The organism is Egbenema bharatensis FJBBOT/2019 (assembly GCF_048077055.1).
Taxonomy (GTDB): domain Bacteria; phylum Cyanobacteriota; class Cyanobacteriia; order Elainellales; family Elainellaceae; genus Egbenema; species Egbenema bharatensis.
Window position 1 is genome coordinate 5,105,597 of the sequence record NZ_CP182236.1, and the last position, 19,193, is coordinate 5,124,789.

The window sequence follows — 19,193 nt, forward strand, 5'->3', positions numbered from 1 at the left end:
TGTACATCCCGACCCCAGACATGCCGACTCCGGACATGGGGGGAACACTCATGCCAACGCCGGACATCCCTGCCCCGGACATGCTGTATATTCCCGCACCGGACATGCCAACGCCAGACATGCTGTACATCCCGACCCCGGACATGCCGACTCCGGACATGGTGGGAACACTCATTCCAACGCCGGACATCCCTGCCCCGGACATGCTGTATATTCCCGCACCGGACATGCCAACGCCGGACATGCTGTACATCCCGACCCCGGACAGCATGCCTGCACCAGACATGCTGTACATTCCCACGCCGGACATCATCCCAATACCCGACATAGTGGGAATCCCTGCCCCGGACATGCTGTACATCCCAACCCCGGACATTCCGACACCGGACATGCTGTACATCCCCACACCGGACATGCCAACGCCAGACATTGTGGGAATTCCCATCATGCCCACACCGGACATCCCGACACCCGACATGGTAGGAATCCCTGCCCCGGACATACTGTACATCCCGACACCCGACATCATGCCTGCCCCGGACATACTGTACATGCCAACGCCGGACATCATCCCAATACCCGACATAGTGGGAATCCCTGCCCCAGACATACTGTACATTCCAATGCCGGACATGCTAGGAATCCCCATCATGCCAATACCCGACATGCCAACGCCAGACATAGTAGGAATTCCCATCATGCCCACACCGGACATGCCAACGCCAGACATACTGTACATGCCGACCCCGGACATTCCAACACCGGACATGGTAGGAATCCCCATCATGCCGATATCCGATCGGCCCACACCGGACATACCGACCCCGGACATGCCGACCCCGGACATTCCTACACCAGAAGGAAAGGCATAGGAACTCACTGCCTGTTGGGGAACCTGCTGCATGGAGCCGTAGAGAGAGCCTGCCAGCCGTTGAGCTTCAGCAGACTGAGCCATGCTGAAAATTCGATCGTAGATTGGATTATCGAACGAAGTCCGTTGGTCAGGTGGAACCAGCTTATGAATATTTTTCTCGCGTAAATTAGAATCCCAATCCACATTGAGATATTTTTCTTCCAGCCAATCCGATGGATAAACTGGCGGAATGCGAACCGGAGTCGATCGCGCCATCATCAGCCAGCGACCATCATCTGTGAGATAACCAATTTCGACAATATAATCTCGATCGCTGACGGGAACAGGTAAATACCAATCTCGTGCAAACTCTTCGCAATCATACTGCTGCAAGCTGTGGGGATTCTGGTAATCCAAATTGATTGAGGTGACATCATAGAACCGTAGTGCCAGACGAGTCCCCCCTGCTGTCGAACGGACTCTCTGTAACTGCTAGGAACATCCCAATAGGTGTAGGCCCAGTAGGGGTCACGGGGCAATAAAACAATTTGGCTATCTCCGTAACCGTCGGGGAGATCCGGTAAATACGCATCTACATCAGCCAGTGCTTCACCCCGTAGATCGGTCTGTCCCACATTAAATTTTGCAGCCTCAACGACTTCTTGATCTCCGTTGGGTGAGGCAATGACGGGTGGAGTATCTTCAATAATGGTTTCTCTAGTGGCATCTGGAACATAAACAGGACTGGAGCGAGCCAACAGTAACCATTCCTTGCGATCGGTTAAATAACCAATTTCGGCAATGTAATCCCGATCGACCTGGGGAATCGGCACATGGCGATCGACTTCTGTTTCATCGCAGCGATACTGCTGAACCATGTGGGGAGCCTGTTGATCCAGATCAATTCCCGTGACATCACAAATTCGCAGCGTATACTGCTGTCCGCCCTGCTGTTTCAGAGCGATTTTGCTTTCTTCGGGAACTTCCCAGTAAGCATAGGCCTGCTCTAACGTTCGGGGAACTAAAACAATTTGGCTGGGCTTCGGTTCTTTAGGAGGAATAGCTGCGGCGGCGACACCTGCGGCGGCGATACCTGCGACGGCGACACCTGCGGCGGCGACACCTGCCCCGATTGCCGGAGTCACTGAAGGTGGAGTATCTGGTTGCAGAGTCCTATCCGGTTGCAGAGTCCTATCCGGTTGCAGAGTCGTATCCGGTTGCAGAGTCCTATCCGGTTCAATCTCCGTTGGTAGACTGGCAGCAGGAACGTGAACTGGATTGGAACGTGCTAACGATAACCACTCATTTTCGTTCGTGAGATAGCCCACCTCAGCGACGTAATCTCGATCGGCTTGTGGAATCGGCACATGGCGATCTTGCTCGGCTTCAGCACACTGATACTCGTGGAATGATGATCCCTGGAAGTTGTGAGTTGCCACCTGATCTGGAGCAACCCCCGTTACATCATAAATTCGCAGGGCGTATCGACTGCCTCCCTGATCTCGCAAGGCTGCCCGATTTGCTTCCGGAGCTTCCCAGTAAGCATAGGCCTGATCAGAGGTGCGGGGTACTAAGACAATCCGATTGGGTACAGCCGCCCCAGCCGCCCCAGCCGCAGCCATACCACCTGCGATCGCCCCAGCCCCAGCTAAAGCAGCTCCTCCTATCACGGCTGGATTCAGGTTGGCCTGAGCGAGGGGAGGGGTTGCCATCGAACTGCGATCGGCAGAAATTACAGTTCCAGCCCGGTCTGCCAAAGTCGCGGGTGGAGGTTCTTCAGAGATAGGAGCGGCAGGGGGAATCGCAGCAGGGGGAACCGCAGCAGGGACATCAGGAGAAGTCGCGGCAGTAGCTCCAGCAGGTGGAGTAGTACCAACAGGCGGAGTAGTACCAGCAGGCGGAGTCGCTCCGGCGATCGGTTCTGCCCGACGACTTCTACCCCACAACCATCCCAACAGGGGAACTCCAATCAACAGCGGAATCAACCACCATAACCAACCGGCTGCACCGCGATCGGACTCTGCGGGAGCGGTTTCTGCGGGAGTCGGCTGCTGGGCAAGGGTTGGATCTGTGGCAGCATCACCGGGTGCCGCGTCTGCATCGGGAGAAGCCGCAATGGCTCCTGCGCCCGTACCGATCGCTGGATTAGCTGAATCAGCCGGATCGGTGTCCGGTGCAGCAGTTCCAGGAGTTGTTCCGGCTCCAGGTTGAGCAGTACCGGCTTGAGCTGCAACTATACCCGCATCCTGAATGGCGGCCAATCCTGTTGCCGAGGTGGCAAAGCCCAGGAAAGAAGCGACGACCGGGCTGTCGGCATCCCGATAGACATAGGACATGGGCTGCGAGTAGGGATAGCGAGGATCATCCGGGAGTGTTCCGTGCATAGGGATAATTTTTACCCCTGGACGATCGAACACCTGATTAGCCGTGATGTAGCTAATGCCGTCACTTCCCAGGTTGCCCGTAATGGCTTCTACTGTGTCATCCTCCAGTTGCTCTGCGGTTTCTCCCGTTTCAAAGGGGGCAGTCTGAAAGATTTCATAAAACGAAAGCGTTTGTCGTGTATCCCCGGTTTCTGGATGGTCTACTAAACGAATTGGGCCAGGCTCACCCCCCACCTCCGACCAGTCGGTAATTTCGCCGCGAAAGATTCGGGCAAACTGTTCAAAGGTGAGATTGCCATCAAAGGGATTATCTTCGCCTACGATAATGGCAATTTTATGTCGCCCAACCGGAGTATCAAGAAATCCTTGCGTTCGCTCCTCTTCCGTTAGAGGACGACCGATCGCCGCCAGATCAATTTCACCGTCTAATAAGGCTTGTAGGGCCGCAGGGGTTCCACCATAGCTGAGTTCAACATCAGTTCCGGCATAATCTGCCTCAAACCGTTGTTTGAGGGACTGGTTGATGGCGGCCATGCTATTTGAACCGTCGATTCGCACGGTTGTGCCCGTGGGGACGGAGGCAGGTAAAGGGAACTCAGAAACACTAGACTGCGCCAGAATAGGGTCAGATGAACGAAATGCTGCCGTGGGTCTGGGGACGGCAACAAGGGTAAAAAGTAATGCGAGAGCAACTACCGAGGAACTTCTGCTTTGCGACATCATGTAAAGCCTTTGGTAAACCAACCCTAATTTAGGTTAATTTTTGCAAAAGACGTGCCAATTATATACTGCTCGTCAAGGGGTTGTTTGGGTGATGGGTGCAACAAACTAAAGTTCGCCAGCCCCTTACAATCCATCCATTAAAGTCTAGGTCAGGCTTCTAGGACGTAATTGACCCTATGCAACTCTCTCCCACCTCTCCTAATCAGCCCGTGATTCTAGGCTTCGATCCAGGTCGCCAAAAGTGTGGTCTGGCAGTGATGGGCTTAGATCGCAAACTACTTTACCATCAAGTGATTCCAGCCCAAGATACAATCGACACCATTCAAACATTGCGGCAACAGTTTCCTGTCTCACTGCTAGTGATGGGAAATCAAACGAGTTCGGGTGAATGGAAACAAAAACTGACTGAGGAATCCCCTGATCCGCTGAGGGTAATTTTGGTAGATGAACGTTACAGTACTCTGGAAGCCCGCGATCGATACTGGAAAATGTTTCCTCCAGCGGGGATCGCTCGTCTTATTCCCCAACCGCTCCGCACCATTACCCGTCCGATTGACGATATTGTAGCGATTTTATTAATTGAACGGTATTTGGATCGGTTGACGGATTAGGGGTAGGGGGCGCGCTGCTGTGCGCCCTTACAGCAGATTTCCCTTACCTGTAATCAGATGCAGGCGAGGGGGATGTGGAGAAATAACACCCGATCGGGGGCGCACTGCTGTGCGCCCTTACAGCGGATTTCCTTTATATCTGGGAGACGGACACCGCACTGACATCGACATTGCGATCGAACAGGACACGGGGTTTGAGCAGGATGCGGAACAGCAGCCAGAGGGACTGGAACTCGTTGGGAGTATAGCGACTCTTCCACTGACCCGGACGGCAGAACAGCATTTCCACCAGTTGACGATGCTGCATCAGGTTGGTTGAGGCAAAGGTGACTCGTACCGTGGGGAATTCACCGTCAGAGCCAATTCGAATCACATCTCCGTAGAGTACCAGGCCATTTTCCTGGAACTCCAGCCGCATGGGTAGGGTTTCTTCAGGGGCTAAGGGAGAAAATCCGGTTTGGGTGAGAGCAATTTCGGCTCCCACTTCTGACAACATGGTTGTGGTTCCCCAGAAGGTGTGTTCCGTATCATTGCCCGTAATCACCAACCGCACCACGCGCCGGAGGTTGAACCACTCGAAGGGACTGGGGCGAGGCACATCCAGCAGAATCAGTAGGGCAATCCCAATCATGATCAGGTTATAGGTGCTCCAGATCCAGCCTAAACCGATCCCTTTGGCCTGCTCTGCCACCTCTGGGGGCACTGTTTCCATCCAGGCTCCTTTGATCATACAGATACCAAAGTTGACCCACAAACTGATTGCCGTTAAGCCGAATAGCACCAACAGGGGCCAGGCCAGGTTCCAGTTAAAGGAGTAGCGATCGCTGGCAGTTCCTTTGGGTGTCACCTTGAAACCCTTAGAGAAGGGATTGAGCATGACTTGAACCACCGTCAGGGCGAGGGGAATCGCCAACACCAGCGAATAGATATCAGAGAGCAGGGCAGAACGCGATCGATAATTCAGCCAGGAGAAGACGGCTAGCTGTACCAGATAGTAGGGCAAGAAGTAGTACAACAACTCCTCTGCGGTAGCGCGAATGGGAATTACGCCCAGGAAGGAATAGGCCAGGGGCATCAACAAAAAGCCGACCTTGGAAATGCTGGTGAACCAGTGGAGCAAGCCTTCCAGGTGCGCTAACCGTTGCAGCAGATTCAGTCCGGGAATCGTCAGGGGATTGGACTTAATGAAAAAGGCTTGCAGGGTTCCCCGGCCCAGCGCAACCGTTGTAGAGCATGGGCTGAAATATTTTCTGCGGCTAAACCCGCACTGAGCTTTTCATCCAGATACGCCAACCGATAGCCCTGGGCCGAAAGCCGAATTCCAGTAAAGTAATCTTCGCTGAGGGAATCGGTGACAAATCCTCCGGTTTCCTCAAGGGCACTGCGCCGTACTACAAAGGATGTCCCGGAACAAATGACGCTACCTGCCCCATCCCGAATCGGCTGAATCTGGCGGTAAAATACCTCTTCTTCCGGAGTCAGGATATCTTCCAGCCCCAGGTTACGGGCGATCGGGTCAGAGTTGTAAAAGGTTTGAGGAGTCTGCACCAGGGCAATTTGAGCATCCTGGAAAAAGCCGATCGTCCGATTGAGGAAGTTGCGCGTGGGCACAAAGTCGGCATCAAAGACGGCAATCAAATCTCCGGTGGTATGAGCAATGGTATGATTCAGGTTTCCAGCTTTGGCAAAGGAATTATCAGGACGAGTCATATACTGACAGCCCAGCTCAGCCGCCAGGGCTTCCACCTCTGGGCGACGGGTATCATCCAGCAAGTACACCGTTTTGTGGGGGTAATCCATCGCCTGGCAGCCAATCACCGTGCGGCGCAGAATGAAGGTTGGCTCGTTGTAGGTTGGGATCATCACATCCACGCTGGGCAGAAACCGACCTTCCACCACATCCATTGCCAGCCAGTCCGCTTCCCGCCGTCGATCGCGCACCCGCAGCATCAGAAACAGTTGCAGGGTGCCGCTGATAATTAGAATCAGTTCTAAAAAAAACAATCCCAGACTGAAAACCCCATTCAGCGGTGTGCTGAGGTTCAGGGTGAGGTGCGATCGCCAGGCCAGATAGCGGAAGGTCAGGGCGAGCAGAATTCCCACCACTACAAATCTTGACCAGGTGCGCGGTTGCGGTGAAACCTGCATGACGATTAACACAATCACAAACAGCATCACCGTCGGTACGAGCAAATAGGCTCCGGCTACCTGGGGGACTGCTAACCAGAGTGGCGGATTTTCCTGCAACAGACGCAACTGCTCAAAAATCCGGCTAATGGTTCCCTGTCCCGAAAACCAGGCTGCGGCGATCGCTCCTGCTATCAGGACAACGCCAATCATCACCAATGTAGCTACCTGGGGACGGGAAAGCGCGTTTTGCTTGGCGCGGGGAATGCCTTGGGTGTTAAGTGACGGTGAACTGGTGGGGGTCATCACAGAATCCTCTACACAGCGTATTAGGTATAGATAGGAAAAAAATGGGTTGTAGTGCTGACATTAAGATAACCAAAGATTCAGGTTCGATTATGCTCTATGCACTACGAAAGCTTGATGAACACACGGGTTGAGGCAATCTTGAATTGATTTCATCTCATTATGCTGCGCTACTCCGAGGGGAGGCTGAACGCAGCCTGAGAATTTTCTGAGTCCAGGCATCACGAGCCACGAAAACTCTAGTAAAAAACAAAACTTCTGTAAATGCGAAGGGAACATTCGCCAAACGCCTCAGTATCATGCAGCCGATCGCCTCCTTTCTCAGGAAAAAATCATTCTCAGGAAAAAATCATTCTCAGGAAAAAATCATTCTCAGGAAAAAATCATTCTCAGGAAAAAATCATTTTCTTTGGGGGCAAATGCGATAGGGTCATGGGTGAATCATTGCGGTGACAAGCCTTTATCGGAGGGCAAGCGGCAGCAAAAGTTGGGCGACTTAGGTATAGTACGATCGGCTGAGTCGATTGAGTCGATTGAGTCGATTGAGGTATCCGAGCAGATAAGAACTGAGTATCAGTTCAGGGTTGGTGTGCCGGATACTGCGTGAGACCAGGATTTATCTGTAAAGCTTATTTGAGGTTGAGTTATGGTAGAACTCAAGGACTTTCTGGGGTTGATCCATCCTTTTCTGGCTGTAGCATTTATCTTCCCTTTAATTGGGGTAGTCAGTTATTTCTCGTTGCAAACTCGCCAGCGTCGCCTGAGTGCCAAAGAAGACCGGAGCAAGATTCCGGCCAATGTGGGCGGAGAGCATTTGCGGCTGGGACGCTGGTTGAGCAATGGGGTCGTCCTGGTTGCTCTGGTGGGACTGGCTTATCCGATCTACACCAAAATATCCTGGGCGGAGGATAGTTTTCGTGCCGGGTTCATTACCCTGATCTTCGCCGCAACGATCGCCTCGCTATTTTTCCTGAATCAAGCCAGAACTCCTCTGTGGCGAGGTATTTTTGCCACATTAACCGGAGCGGGTTTGGTGATTTTGGGCAGTCAGCCGGAAATTTTCCGACGCGGCTTTGAGTGGTATGTTTCCCACTACTACTACGGGATTGCAGCCTCTCTGCTGATGATTTTTTCCCTGGCGATGTTCCCAGATATTTACAAAGACCGATCGAACCGCTGGCGGAATGCCCATATTGTTTTGAACTGCATTGCCCTTTTGCTCTTTATCGGCCAGGGATTCACCGGAGCCAGAGACTTACTAGAAATTCCCTTAAGCTGGCAACAGCCTTACGTAGAGCAACTTTACATCAACGACTGTCAAAATCAGGAGTGCACGGTACAGCCTGCGGATGCTCCTGATTTGGAAGAATCTCCTGGTTCATGAAGATTTTGTATCATCAGCTACATCTCTTTAGGCGATCAAACGTAGTACTATGAGGCACTTCTGTTTTGATGAAAGGTAGAGTGGTGCATGAGTAGTTCCACTGAGATTGATCAAGAATTACCGCCTAATCCGCCACCCCCACCGGAGGGGGCGATCGCGCGATTCTTTAAATTTGCTGAACTGGGTACAAATCTCCGGACGGAGATCGTAGCTGGAATTACCACCTTTGTTACGATGGCTTACATTTTGGTGGTGAACCCAGCGATTTTGTCCAACGCGATCTTTCTACAAGAGTCTGGTGATCTGTTTGGCGAGTTGGTGATTGCAACGGCTCTCTCAGCCGTGATTGCCACTGTAATCATGGGCATCTTTGCCAACTATCCCTTTGCCCTGGCTCCGGGGATGGGGCTAAATGCTTTCTTCGCCTTCTCCGTGGTGATCGGATTGGGTATTGATTGGCGACTGGCTCTGGGCGCGGTGCTGGTGGAAGGGGTGATCTTCATCCTGATGACGTTTTTCAACGTTCGCGGATTGATTATTACTGCTATTCCAGAATGCTTGAAGCGGGCAACGGCTGTAGGGATTGGTCTATTCATTGCCTATATTGGTTTATCTGGAAATCCTGAAGCCCCCGATTATGGTGCAGGGATTATCGTGGCCTATGAACCCACGATTACCGGACTGGGCGATCTGGGTAATCCGATCACGCTGTTGGCGATCGCTGGCTTGTTGATCACTTCCGCGTTTGTCGCCCGTCGAATTAAGGGAGCTTTGCTCTGGGGCATTCTGGCAACGGCTGTACTGGGTTGGATTCTGGGTGTTTCACCCTGGCCAGAAGGCATTGTGGGGGCACCCCAGTTTCCGGTCGATTTGATTGGGCAGGCATTTGTGGGGCTGGGGCAACTCAGTGCAACGAATTTTGCCAACTTTATTGCCATTACGTTTGTCTTCCTGTTTGTGGATATGTTTGACACGGTGGGAACGCTGACCGGAATTGGGATTCAGGCGGACATGATCAATGAGCGAGGGGAACTCCCGAAGGCTAATCAAGCCTTTATGGCGGATGCGATCGGCACAACGGCGGGGGCCATTTTGGGCACGTCCACTGTTACCAGCTACATTGAATCAGCAGCCGGAGTTTCAGAGGGAGGACGATCGGGCTTTACGGCGATCGTTGCATCTATTTGCTTTTTCCTCTCGATTTTCTTTATCCCGCTGCTTTCTGCGATTCCAGCTTTTGCGACGGCGGCGACGCTGGTGATTGTGGGCGTTTTGATGGCGGGTAATGTTTTGGGAATCAACTGGAAAGATCCAGCCGAATCCATTCCCTGCTTCCTGACGATTTTGCTGATGCCCCTCACCTTTTCGATCGCCGAAGGTTTGGCGGCTGGGTTCATTACCTATCCTCTAATCAAAACCTTCCAGGGTAAGTTTCATGAGGTGGGGATTGGCATCTGGATTCTGGCGGCGATTTTTGTCTTCCGATTTGTCCTGCTGGGCTTGGGAATTGCTTAATTCTGGACTCACTGGATCGATGGTTGGTTTGAAAATCCATGCGCGTTGATGGGGGTGGGCACTGCTCACCCTTGTTTTTTCAGATGGTAGAGGATACTGAGGTGAGGGTGTTCAGCACTGGGCGGGCAGGATGCCCACCCCACAAGAGTTTCAGATAATTCAATTCGTATTCCTAAAGATTCGATCGCATCATTCCATATTTGAATGTTTGTAGATACGCATACCTGGTTTAAGTCGGATGCTTTGAGAGGATGACCAGACAACTGGCAATCCTGCGTCTGTAGGCAAGACTCAGCATGACATCTTGCTGCATCGCCACTAACAGAGATTTGATCTCTGTGACTTCCGCATCGGTTAGCACAATCATAGGCAGTTCCTCAGGTGAGTACGAGTTAATAGTGGGGCATATGCCCCACTTAAGTATCATCTTACGTCAGAATACAGCAGTCAAGTATTAAAAAAGGGAATGGCAGCCAGGCGAGCCGATCAAAAACAGATCAGAATCACTGTGAATGGTGATGTTTATAGCTTGTTGAAACGAATAGCAGGGCTAAAAGAATCCAGCATGAATAAAGTCATTGGTGAGTCGATCGATCGATACCTGGAGAGTGAAGATATCAGGGAAATGATCGATCGTCACAAGTTAGAAGATGAAGAGTAATTCCTTTGGAGCAAAGACTGGCTGAAGAGGATAGGCGATCGCTCTCGACCTTCATTGAAGTGGTATGCAAGGAAGAGGTTAAGCGTAGGCAGAAAAAAGAAGACTAAAAAATCCCCTAAAACCTGTTGTTTTGAGTTAGGGGTTTTTGGCAAATTGTATACCTGTGGGGGTTTCAAGGTGAAATTCCGCATATTGGGGTCTAGTGATAGTGTAGTTTCTTTACTACTATCAACGCCCACTTTCTATACTTGTGCTTTAGAATGCTTTATATGTTCGAGAAGTATTACAAACCCTGAGACCTCAGTAAGATCTATCACATCTTGCCGAGGACTCAAGATTCAATTTGCTTCAAAGAACAGGGATGATTTGCCCTGTGAAGACTGACCCTTTGTATCGACTGCGTATCGTGTAGATACATACTAACGCATGGGTTTTCTTTTTTCAAGTTTGACTTGACACAAAGTTGAGCTGAACCCATATAGAGGTTGGTTTGCAAGGTTTTGACTCCTGAGAGAAAACATATTATTTCCCCAAAGGAGAAAAAATGAAAAGATTCTGTTGTTGGATCAGCATCACTATCACTAGTACCAGTCTGATTGCTCTAGTTCCAACTCAGTTTTCCTTTGAACAGCAAACACCTGATGGAGGTAAGACGAAGATACAAATTGAAAACAATCGCCATCCAAGTCAGATCCCAAAAAACCAAGACGACTTGCTGAAATAGATAGTGAACTGACGACCAAATAATTCTGAATAATTTAATTCTGAATAATTCTAATTGCCATACCCCCAAACAGGTATGGCCTTTTCCATTGGCTATATTATGAGTCTCATCAGACTTGTTCACTGCGGTAAATGAAGGGGCGAAAATTTACAGGCATCTATAAAAAATCCAAGTGTCAGTAACCATCTACTAAGGTACAGCCTAAAATCATTGAAAGCTTTAGAACGTAGACGATCGCCACCCAGCTTCCCAAACTGAACTTGTGGGTTCGAGTCCCATCATCCGCTTTGATTATCCAAAATCTACGATCGACATCAGGGGCAATCAAACCAACAAGCGATCGAGGTTTTCTGGCGGGTGGGTTTGGGATTTAGAAAGAGAGGGGCGATCGCTGTCGCTCTTGCATTAAAATTGACAGCCAAATATGCATCAGCTATGTTTTGAGAGTTGGCTCAAAAGTTTTGAATGCCTACAGGGTTGTGCTCTTGCCTGCTCAGCCCTCTGATCCTACTCGATCGCCGGAGTGGTACAGGGCACAGCATCCGAGAACTCTAGTAATTCACCCAGGGAGAAGCAAACAAAAGGATTTTCAGGGACGGGTGGTTTTCCGGCTGCAACCCAGAAATGAAGCCGTTTGGGATCGTAAATCGCCTGGCGCAAGGAACCATTTCCACCAGGACTGCTGTTATCGTCAAAGAGATCCAGGGGGCTGGCTTCCAGCGTGTAGGGATTGATCCGATCGCGCAAAATCTCCGTCATCTTTTCTGGATCAATGCGCCCATAATAGGAGTGGCTTCCCTCTGGCTCTAGTAGCTGTTTGTAGCGATCGTATCGAGACAAAGTTGAGGCGTTGGGTGGAGCCTGCTTGTCAAACATTTCAGGAGTGACGAAATGATTGGTGGCATATAACACGCCATTTTCCGGGAGTTGCCGCACCGCAAAGTTCCTTCCGGTAAACTCCAAAACCCCTGCCTGCTTAGAATTGCCGTCCGCCACCATAATGATATTGGGATGTACCTTCGGCTGGGATTCCATGTACATTGCAGCGGCTTGAAAGCTCGTTGCCCCTTGCAGAATTTGTGCCATCATTTGCACATTGCTTCCTCCTGCAAAAGCCAATTCATTCGTATCGTTGGTTTCAGCCGTATCCAATCCCAGCGAAATTCCGGCAACATTCAACCCAGAATTGGGCCAGACAACACCGGGATACGTGACAAAAACATGGGGTAAACCCGCCTGGGGTTGCCGCACAAAAACCACAGGATTCTTGATGACGTAATCAATCGGCGTAGAGTTATCGACCGTGCTGCCATGATACAAATAACCATCGATCGTGGCAGCATTCGTTGCAACGAATTGACTGCATCCCTCCCAGAACAACTCTTTGGGCAATGTATACCCAAAGATACTTTGATAGACATCGCCATAGGCCAACATCATACAGGCATCAAAGGTAATGCCCAGATCTTGAGTCGCATCCGTCAGACCTCGACATTCTTCAGCCGCATCCGGGTACGATCGCTGCTTGGCCAGATGTCCCAGTGCCAGACCTCGACCTGCAAAATGCAAGGCGGTGATGACATCTTCCCCGATCGAAGCAATTTCATCATGCAAATACTGTCCATGCTGATAGCCCATCTCGTAGGGCGTACCCTGCAACCAGACGACCTTGATATTGCCGATATCCTCACGATGAGCCGAAACAGGTTGCCAATCCGGCGGTAGGTACTGAGCAACGGTTTCCGGGGCGATCGTGAGCGGCGTAATCACCGTTGGATTTGCGGGTGGTTCATCACAGGTGCAAATTTGTTGGGCGATCGAGGCTTGCACTTCAACCAGCCAATCTTCCAGGCTCACAACCGCCGTTGCTACTCCTCCGGATGCTTCAAACCGGGAGGCAAGCTGCCCCAGTCGGGCTAATCGTTGTCCATCCAGAATCATTTGTTGGGTAGGATAGCGGGCCAGCAGTTCCAGAAACGTGAGGCGGTTGTCTTCCAGGGCGGACAGCACCAGGGCCGATCGCAGGGCTTGAATACTGGCCAGTCTGGAAGGAGTATGGACAATTTGGCTGACCTGATACAGCAAATACTCACCTAGCAAAGAATTCAGGGTCTTGTCCAGAAAACGACCATCCACCTGAATTTCCTGAGTCAGAGCCGATCGCAAATTTTCAGGCTTAATCCTGGCAACATTCAGATAGAACCGCCATCCCGGTGATAAGGTGCCGGTTTCCACAAAATCCGTCAGTTCAGCCAGGGAAATGGATGGACGCAGTGGCCCCAATTGAAGAATCAGTTCTCGGTTGGGAAGATCAGCAGCAGCGGGTTGACGACTGGCAGATGCGATCGATAATTCCGGATGTGTGGAACTCCCTGGAGAAAAACCAGAAGCGGAATCAAAAGCCAAATCGGAGAAGAGGGATGGGATGGGATGGCTCAATTGCTGGTATGTTGGGGCAGAACGGATATCCTTAGAATCAGGAATGCTTCGATGAACAGCGGGAGTCGTGGTTGCGATCGCAGAATGATCTGATGTTGTGCTTGATCCTGCGACTGATGTTGTAACTGATGTTGCGGCTGATGCTGTACCCGAATTCTCACAATCACAAATCAGTTCCGGCAGTAGTTCCTGCGTGACGCTCAACACAGGGCGAATGCGGGTTAAAAATAATTCAACATTGCGATAGATAGGGACTAACTGCTCCAGAGATAAACGTACCGTTGGATCGGGATAGGCTGCTAACAGTTCCATGACCGAGAAAGAGTCATCTGCTTTTGTCGCTTCTCTAAATGCTGTCGCTAACGGTTCCAACCGCTCCCGCCCCAGGGGTTCTCCAATTACTTTGTTAATTTCAATCAGGGCAAACTCATCGGAGATTAACGGCGTTCTCTGCACCGGAATCGGACTGGTGAGGTAGTCCCGGAGGGTGGCAGGTTCCTGTTGGGCTTGCTGGAAGAACTGCTGTAATTCCGGTGATGGTGTGCCGGTCTCAGCAAAGTCTTGTAATTCTGCCAGAGGCACATTGAGGGTCAAATCATAATACTGCAACTGAATTGTTTCTGCAGCATGGGCACGGCTAACCAGGATTAACAAAAACGCTGCCGCCCCCCAAAGGATTTGCCAAAACCGAAATCGCCTCAATCCCTGCATCACCCCAACCTTACTCCACACAGATCACAAGAAATTACATACGAAATGGCCCAGGACGCTGGTGCGAAATACACCCGTTCTGTCCCGACAACAACGTACAGCGAAAAAGTGACAAACCCGGTTAAACGGTGCGAAATCGGATGAAACAACGGTTCGTTAAACCGTTTGCCCTGTTGAATCCATCGTGATTTTCACCAGTTTGTCACCTTATATTTATAGACTAATCGTAATTATTACTTTTGTATTGTCACTTGTATTAATCATTTATTTCTCTACTCATGTCTTTTCAGTTTTCTTCACGAACTCATAAACTGCTTCTTTCCAATTCGCCTGATCACTCCAGTTTGATTGATACAGCACCCCTTACGTATGCTCGAATGTCAAGGCGACGGGATGAAAATTTTAGCATTGGAAACCGATCGTCTTTCAACCGTTCTGACCGAGTCGGTGATCAAGAAGGGCGAGATTATTATCAATTCAAACTACGCCGTTCCTCAAGAGTGCGGATCAAAGTGACCAATCGAGAATTTGTATTTGGTCCTTCTATCGAAATTCGTTTAGAAAAACGGGGCAGTTCTGATCGAATTCGGCGCATTGCTTTGCCTTTGGGAACGGCTGTCATTGATCGCCGCTTTTCCAGGGGAACCTATCAGCTGCGAGTTGATTCGGACGGAGAAAGTGTGCCCTATCGTCTCACCTATCGCAGGCGATCGGATGATGATGATTTTGATTTCTTCAGCTAAAGGTAGCGTTGAGCCTCGTCTAGCATCTGCAACAGCATTGCCAGAGATACCCACCTTTCCCAGCTAGTCTCCTAGTCCAGCATCCTAGCGATTCTGGCGATCGTATTGTTCGTTCAGCTGTTGTACGGCTGAAATAATGCCACCGCCGACAAAGCCGCCGATCGCCCCAATCCAGGGATAGCGACGAGTCAGAGTTGCATACCCCTGATTCTGGTAGGGAGAAGGCGCAATATGGGTAATGGCAAATCCAAACACCGTACCAACCCCGGCACAGACGATCGCAGCAAAGAGTAACCGTTTGACATCCATGGCAGACCTCCACTAAAAGAATTTAAGGATCATGGATTAAAGCATCTGTGCAGCGTTTTACTTTGCTGACTGGGCGGACAAGACTTCGGCTTGAGCCCTTCGGCTTGAGCTCAGGAGTTCGGCGAGGCTCACTCGAGCCGTCGAAAGCTCAGTCGAAACGCTGCCCATCCCACAAGAATTCCAGATGGTTAGATTCGCAGACCTAAGCTGGGCTATCCCCCTCGCTATAGGGCAAAGAGGGAGTCGAGGGAGTCGGCAATTCTGGATGCGCCGGCATGGGGGGACTTGGTTCCGGAATCCCTGAACCTCCGTCGGGTGGTTCGTCGGGACGCTGCCCCCTGCCAAAGATCGTGCTGGTCAGGGTTTTCACCACCACGTAGAGGGCGGGAGTCACCAGGTAGTTCATCACCGTTGCCACCAGCAAACCGCCAAAGATGGCCGTTCCCAACGACCAGCGGCTTGCGGCCCCTGCCCCCGATGCAATCACCAGCGGGAAGAATCCCACCAGCGACGATACTGCGGTCATCATAATCGGTCGAAACCGTTCTGAGGCGGCTCGCATCGCGGCTTTGGGAATCGAAAGTCCCTCTGCCCGTCCCTGGTTGGCAAACTCTACGATCAGAATTGCGTTCTTGGCCGCTAATCCAATCAACATCACCAGTGCCACCTGCGTATACAGGTCGTTAACTAAGCCTCGCAGGGAAACAAAGATTAAGGCTCCCAGGAGTGCCAGGGGAACGGTGAGCAGAATGATGATCGGATCAATGTAGTTTTCGTACTGCGCTGCCAACACCAAAAACACCATCACAAAGCCCAGGGCAAAGATGATGGAGCTTTGTCCACCCGATCGAATTTCCTCACGGGTTAACCCACCCCATTCATAGCGCAAGCCCGGCAGCGCAACCTGATCAAAGATTTGCTGCATGGCCTGAATCGCCTGCCCAGAGCTATAACCGGGTGCAGGCTGTCCCTGAATGGTGATCGATCGGAACAGGTTGAAACGGTTAATCACCGCTGGCCCGGTGATAGGAGTTACCGTCGCCACATTACTCAGACGCACCAGATTCCCATCCCGCGACCGCACCTGGATTTGCTGCAAGTCCTGGGGATCGCTGCGGTAATCGGCATCTGCCTGCACCAGTACCCGATAGCTGCGCTGGCCAAAGGTGAAATCGTTGACATAACGGCTGCCCAAATAGGCATTCACGGTGGAGAGTGCCTCGCCAATATCCACATTTTGAGCATTCAACTGCTCCCGATTCAGTTCCACCTCTAGCTGAGGCGTATTAATCGTGAACTGGGTGAATACACCATTCAATGCCGGGTGCTGGTTCGCCTGGACAATGATTTCCTGGACAGACCCTAAAAACTCTTCAAAGCTGAGCCTGCCCCCAGAGCTATCCTGCACAACAAATTCAAACCCTCCCGTGGCACTAAAGCCAGGCACCGCAGGCGTATTGAACGTCACGACCACAGCATCTTGAATTTGAGCAAATTCGCGGTTTAAGCGAGCGAGAATGTCCTGAACATTTTGCTCCGCTCCTGCCCGCTCTGACCAGTTTTTCAGCTTGGCAAAAAAGGTGCCCCGATTCGCGCCACTGCCCTCTAAACCGAATCCAGAGACAATTAGGGAAGATTCAACCTCTGGGGTCTGCTCCAGGGTTTGATAGATTTGCTGGGCAATGCGATCGGTGTAATTTCGCGCCACTCCCTCTGGAGCCTGGATAATTCCCAGAAAAACTCCCTGATCCTCTTCAGGAATGAAGCCCGTGGGAACCGTCCTGAACATAAATACGGTTGCCGCCAGACCGACCACGAACAGCGCAATCACGATGTATTTGATCTGAATCAAAAATTCAACCAGGCGGCTGTAGCGATCGAGCAACCAGGCAAAGCCCCGATTAAACGCGCGGAAAAACTTGGCCAGGGGGCGGCGGCTTCTCCCTGCCGGGGTCGCAGCAGCAACGCCGACATACTGGGGGTAAAGGTCAGCGCGTTAAACGTAGACACTACGATCGAGAAAGCCATGATCAGCGCGAACTGCTTGTACATGATGCCTGTTGAGCCAGGGAACATGGCCACCGGAATGAAAATGGCAATCAGCACCAGCGAGGTGGAAATGGTTGCCCCCACCAAGGTACTCATCGAAGCCATGGCGGCCTCACGGGGCTTCATGCCGCGTTCGATATTGGCGGCGATCGACTCCACGATCACGATCGCATCATCACACACCACCCCCGTTCCCAGGATGATGCCAAACATGGTCAGGTTGTTGAGGGAGAAGCCAAACGCAAAGGCAAACACCATCGCCCCAATCAACGCAACTGGAATCGCAACAGCCGGAATGATCGTGGCACGCCAATCTTGCAGAAACACAAACAGGATGAGCACCACCAGCCCGATCGCTTGCAGCAGGGTGACGGTGACTTCATTTTGCGACGCTTCAATAAATTCGGTGGTGTCATACACCAGGAAGGATTTCAACCCAGGGGGAAAATCCTTTTCCAATTCCGCTAGCGTTTCCTTTACCTGCCGTCCCACATCAATCGCATTGCTACCCGGCAACTGGTAGATGGCGATTCCGGCACCAGGACTGCCATTGACAAAGCTCTGAACGGCATAGTTTTGCGCCCCTAATTCCACCCGTCCCACATCTTTAACTTTGATTAGGCTACCGTCTGACTGGGTTCGCAGCACTAAATTGGCAAACTCAGTTTCATCTCGCAACCTGCCCTGAACCCGAATCGGTAAATTAAACGGCTGATCAGGCAGGGCCGGTTCACCGCCAAGTGCACCTCCACCAATTTGCAGGTTTTGGGATTGCAGGGCCCGGACGACATCGTTGGAGGTCAGCCCTCGGGATGCCATCGCATTTGGATCAAGCCACAGACGCATCGCATAGGTGCGATCGCCCAGAGTCATTAAGTCTCCAACACCGGGTACCCGTTTCAGCGCATCAACGACATACAAATCCAGATAGTTGGAAATAAAGGTATTGTCGTACGTACCGTTCTCAGCATTAAACCCATAGACCAACAAAATACTCGTAGACGATGCTTTGACAGATACCCCCGTCTGGCGCACCGATTCCGGTAGAGTGGGTTGCACCAGGGCCGCCCGATTCTGAACGTTGACCTGGTTAATGTCCTTATTCGTACCTGTTCTGAAGTAAACCCGAACCTGACTATCTCCAGTATTGCTACTGGCGGAGGTGAGATATTCCATGTTTTCCACCCCGTTGATCTGACGTTCCAGCGGCGCGGTCACGGTATCTTCCACGGTACGGGAATCTGCCCCCGAAAAATTAGCTCCCACCTGAATTTGAATAGGCGCAATATCTGGCAAGTTAACGACCGGCATCAGGGGAATAGCAATACCCCCCAATAGCACAATAATAATAGTCGTTACTGTCGTCAGTACGGGACGACGAATAAATATATCGGAGATCGAAAAAATTGCCATGCTAGACCGCTCCTAGGATTGGGGCTGAACCGGGGCACCATTTCTCAGCCGGAGAATGTTGGATGTTGCAATTTGCTCACCGGGTTGAATGCCATCCAGAACTTCATAGTGATCCCCCTGCACCGTTCCCAAGACCACCGGACGCTGCTCAACGAGCATTTGTTCTGAACCTGTTTCTGATTCTGCTGACGTAATCACATAGACAAAGCCTTGCGACCCAGTCCGAGTAACGGCCGTCATG

At 51.3% G+C, this 19,193-nt stretch carries 10 protein-coding genes and 3 pseudogenes; 4 read left to right on the plus strand and 9 right to left on the minus strand.

What is annotated here, in order from left to right:
* Positions 1 to 1,129: 1,129 nt before the first annotated feature.
* Positions 1,130 to 1,270, minus strand: a pseudogene (locus tag ACM1PF_RS23620) (DUF4912 domain-containing protein); the annotation flags it as partial.
* Positions 1,271 to 1,371: 101 nt separating this feature from the next.
* Positions 1,372 to 3,960, minus strand: a pseudogene (locus ACM1PF_RS23625) (DUF4912 domain-containing protein); the annotation flags it as partial.
* Positions 3,961 to 4,136: 176 nt separating this feature from the next.
* On the opposite strand from ACM1PF_RS23625, the gene ACM1PF_RS23630 reads away from it, so the two are divergent.
* Positions 4,137 to 4,571: a pre-16S rRNA-processing nuclease YqgF gene (locus tag ACM1PF_RS23630; protein WP_416667632.1), complete on the plus strand. Its 435-nt coding sequence runs from the start codon at positions 4,137 to 4,139 to the stop codon at positions 4,569 to 4,571.
* Between the two features lie 133 nt (positions 4,572 to 4,704).
* On the opposite strand, the pseudogene ACM1PF_RS23635 reads toward ACM1PF_RS23630, so the two are convergent.
* A pseudogene (locus tag ACM1PF_RS23635) lies at positions 4,705 to 6,911 on the minus strand (glycosyltransferase).
* A 739-nt stretch (positions 6,912 to 7,650) separates the two neighbouring features.
* Between ACM1PF_RS23635 and ACM1PF_RS23640 the strand changes: the two are divergent.
* Positions 7,651 to 8,388, plus strand: a complete 738-nt coding sequence (locus ACM1PF_RS23640) for a DUF4079 domain-containing protein (protein WP_416667634.1) — start codon at positions 7,651 to 7,653, stop codon at positions 8,386 to 8,388.
* A gap of 87 nt (positions 8,389 to 8,475) precedes the next feature.
* Positions 8,476 to 9,903, plus strand: coding sequence for an NCS2 family permease (locus ACM1PF_RS23645; RefSeq protein WP_416667637.1), 1,428 nt, complete (start codon positions 8,476 to 8,478; stop codon positions 9,901 to 9,903).
* A gap of 229 nt (positions 9,904 to 10,132) precedes the next feature.
* Here the strand turns inward: ACM1PF_RS23645 and ACM1PF_RS23650 are convergent, their stop codons facing one another.
* Entirely contained in the window at positions 10,133 to 10,270 is a 138-nt protein-coding gene (locus ACM1PF_RS23650) for a hypothetical protein (RefSeq protein WP_416667639.1), read from the minus strand.
* Between the two features lie 1,525 nt (positions 10,271 to 11,795).
* Entirely contained in the window at positions 11,796 to 14,459 is a 2,664-nt protein-coding gene (locus ACM1PF_RS23655; protein WP_416667641.1) for a C45 family autoproteolytic acyltransferase/hydolase, read from the minus strand.
* 356 nt (positions 14,460 to 14,815) lie between these two features.
* Between ACM1PF_RS23655 and ACM1PF_RS23660 the strand changes: the two genes are divergently transcribed.
* The gene (locus ACM1PF_RS23660; protein WP_416667644.1) at positions 14,816 to 15,181 is read left to right on the plus strand and encodes a hypothetical protein; all 366 of its coding nucleotides are present in this window, start codon (positions 14,816 to 14,818) and stop codon (positions 15,179 to 15,181) included.
* 84 nt (positions 15,182 to 15,265) lie between these two features.
* Here ACM1PF_RS23660 and ACM1PF_RS23665 read toward each other — a convergent pair whose 3' ends face one another.
* From ACM1PF_RS23665 to ACM1PF_RS23680, 4 genes are all read right to left on the minus strand, one after another.
* Complete coding sequence (locus tag ACM1PF_RS23665) at positions 15,266 to 15,490, minus strand: hypothetical protein (protein WP_416667647.1); 225 nt, start codon at positions 15,488 to 15,490, stop codon at positions 15,266 to 15,268.
* Between the two features lie 202 nt (positions 15,491 to 15,692).
* Positions 15,693 to 17,375, minus strand: a complete 1,683-nt coding sequence (locus ACM1PF_RS23670) for an efflux RND transporter permease subunit (RefSeq protein ID WP_416667649.1) — start codon at positions 17,373 to 17,375, stop codon at positions 15,693 to 15,695.
* Positions 17,339 to 18,952, minus strand: a complete 1,614-nt coding sequence (locus tag ACM1PF_RS23675) for an efflux RND transporter permease subunit (RefSeq protein WP_416667652.1) — start codon at positions 18,950 to 18,952, stop codon at positions 17,339 to 17,341. Before ACM1PF_RS23675 ends, ACM1PF_RS23670 begins: the two co-directional genes overlap by 37 nt.
* A gap of 12 nt (positions 18,953 to 18,964) precedes the next feature.
* Entirely contained in the window at positions 18,965 to 19,192 is a 228-nt protein-coding gene (locus ACM1PF_RS23680) for a hypothetical protein (RefSeq protein WP_416667654.1), read from the minus strand.
* Position 19,193: the final 1 nt, after the last annotated feature.

Excerpts from the sequence above, each read along its gene's own strand:
- ACM1PF_RS23675 (WP_416667652.1), bottom strand. The coding sequence starts at position 18,952 with ATGGCAATTTTTTCGATCTCCGATATATTTATTCGTCGTCCCGTACTG.
- ACM1PF_RS23640 (WP_416667634.1), top strand. The coding sequence starts at position 7,651 with ATGGTAGAACTCAAGGACTTTCTGGGGTTGATCCATCCTTTTCTGGCT.
- ACM1PF_RS23660 (WP_416667644.1), top strand. The coding sequence starts at position 14,816 with ATGTCAAGGCGACGGGATGAAAATTTTAGCATTGGAAACCGATCGTCT.
- ACM1PF_RS23630 (WP_416667632.1), top strand. The coding sequence starts at position 4,137 with ATGCAACTCTCTCCCACCTCTCCTAATCAGCCCGTGATTCTAGGCTTC.
- ACM1PF_RS23665 (WP_416667647.1), bottom strand. The coding sequence starts at position 15,490 with ATGGATGTCAAACGGTTACTCTTTGCTGCGATCGTCTGTGCCGGGGTT.
- ACM1PF_RS23680 (WP_416667654.1), bottom strand. The coding sequence starts at position 19,192 with ATGACGGCCGTTACTCGGACTGGGTCGCAAGGCTTTGTCTATGTGATT.
- ACM1PF_RS23645 (WP_416667637.1), top strand. The coding sequence starts at position 8,476 with ATGAGTAGTTCCACTGAGATTGATCAAGAATTACCGCCTAATCCGCCA.
- ACM1PF_RS23650 (WP_416667639.1), bottom strand. The coding sequence starts at position 10,270 with ATGATTGTGCTAACCGATGCGGAAGTCACAGAGATCAAATCTCTGTTA.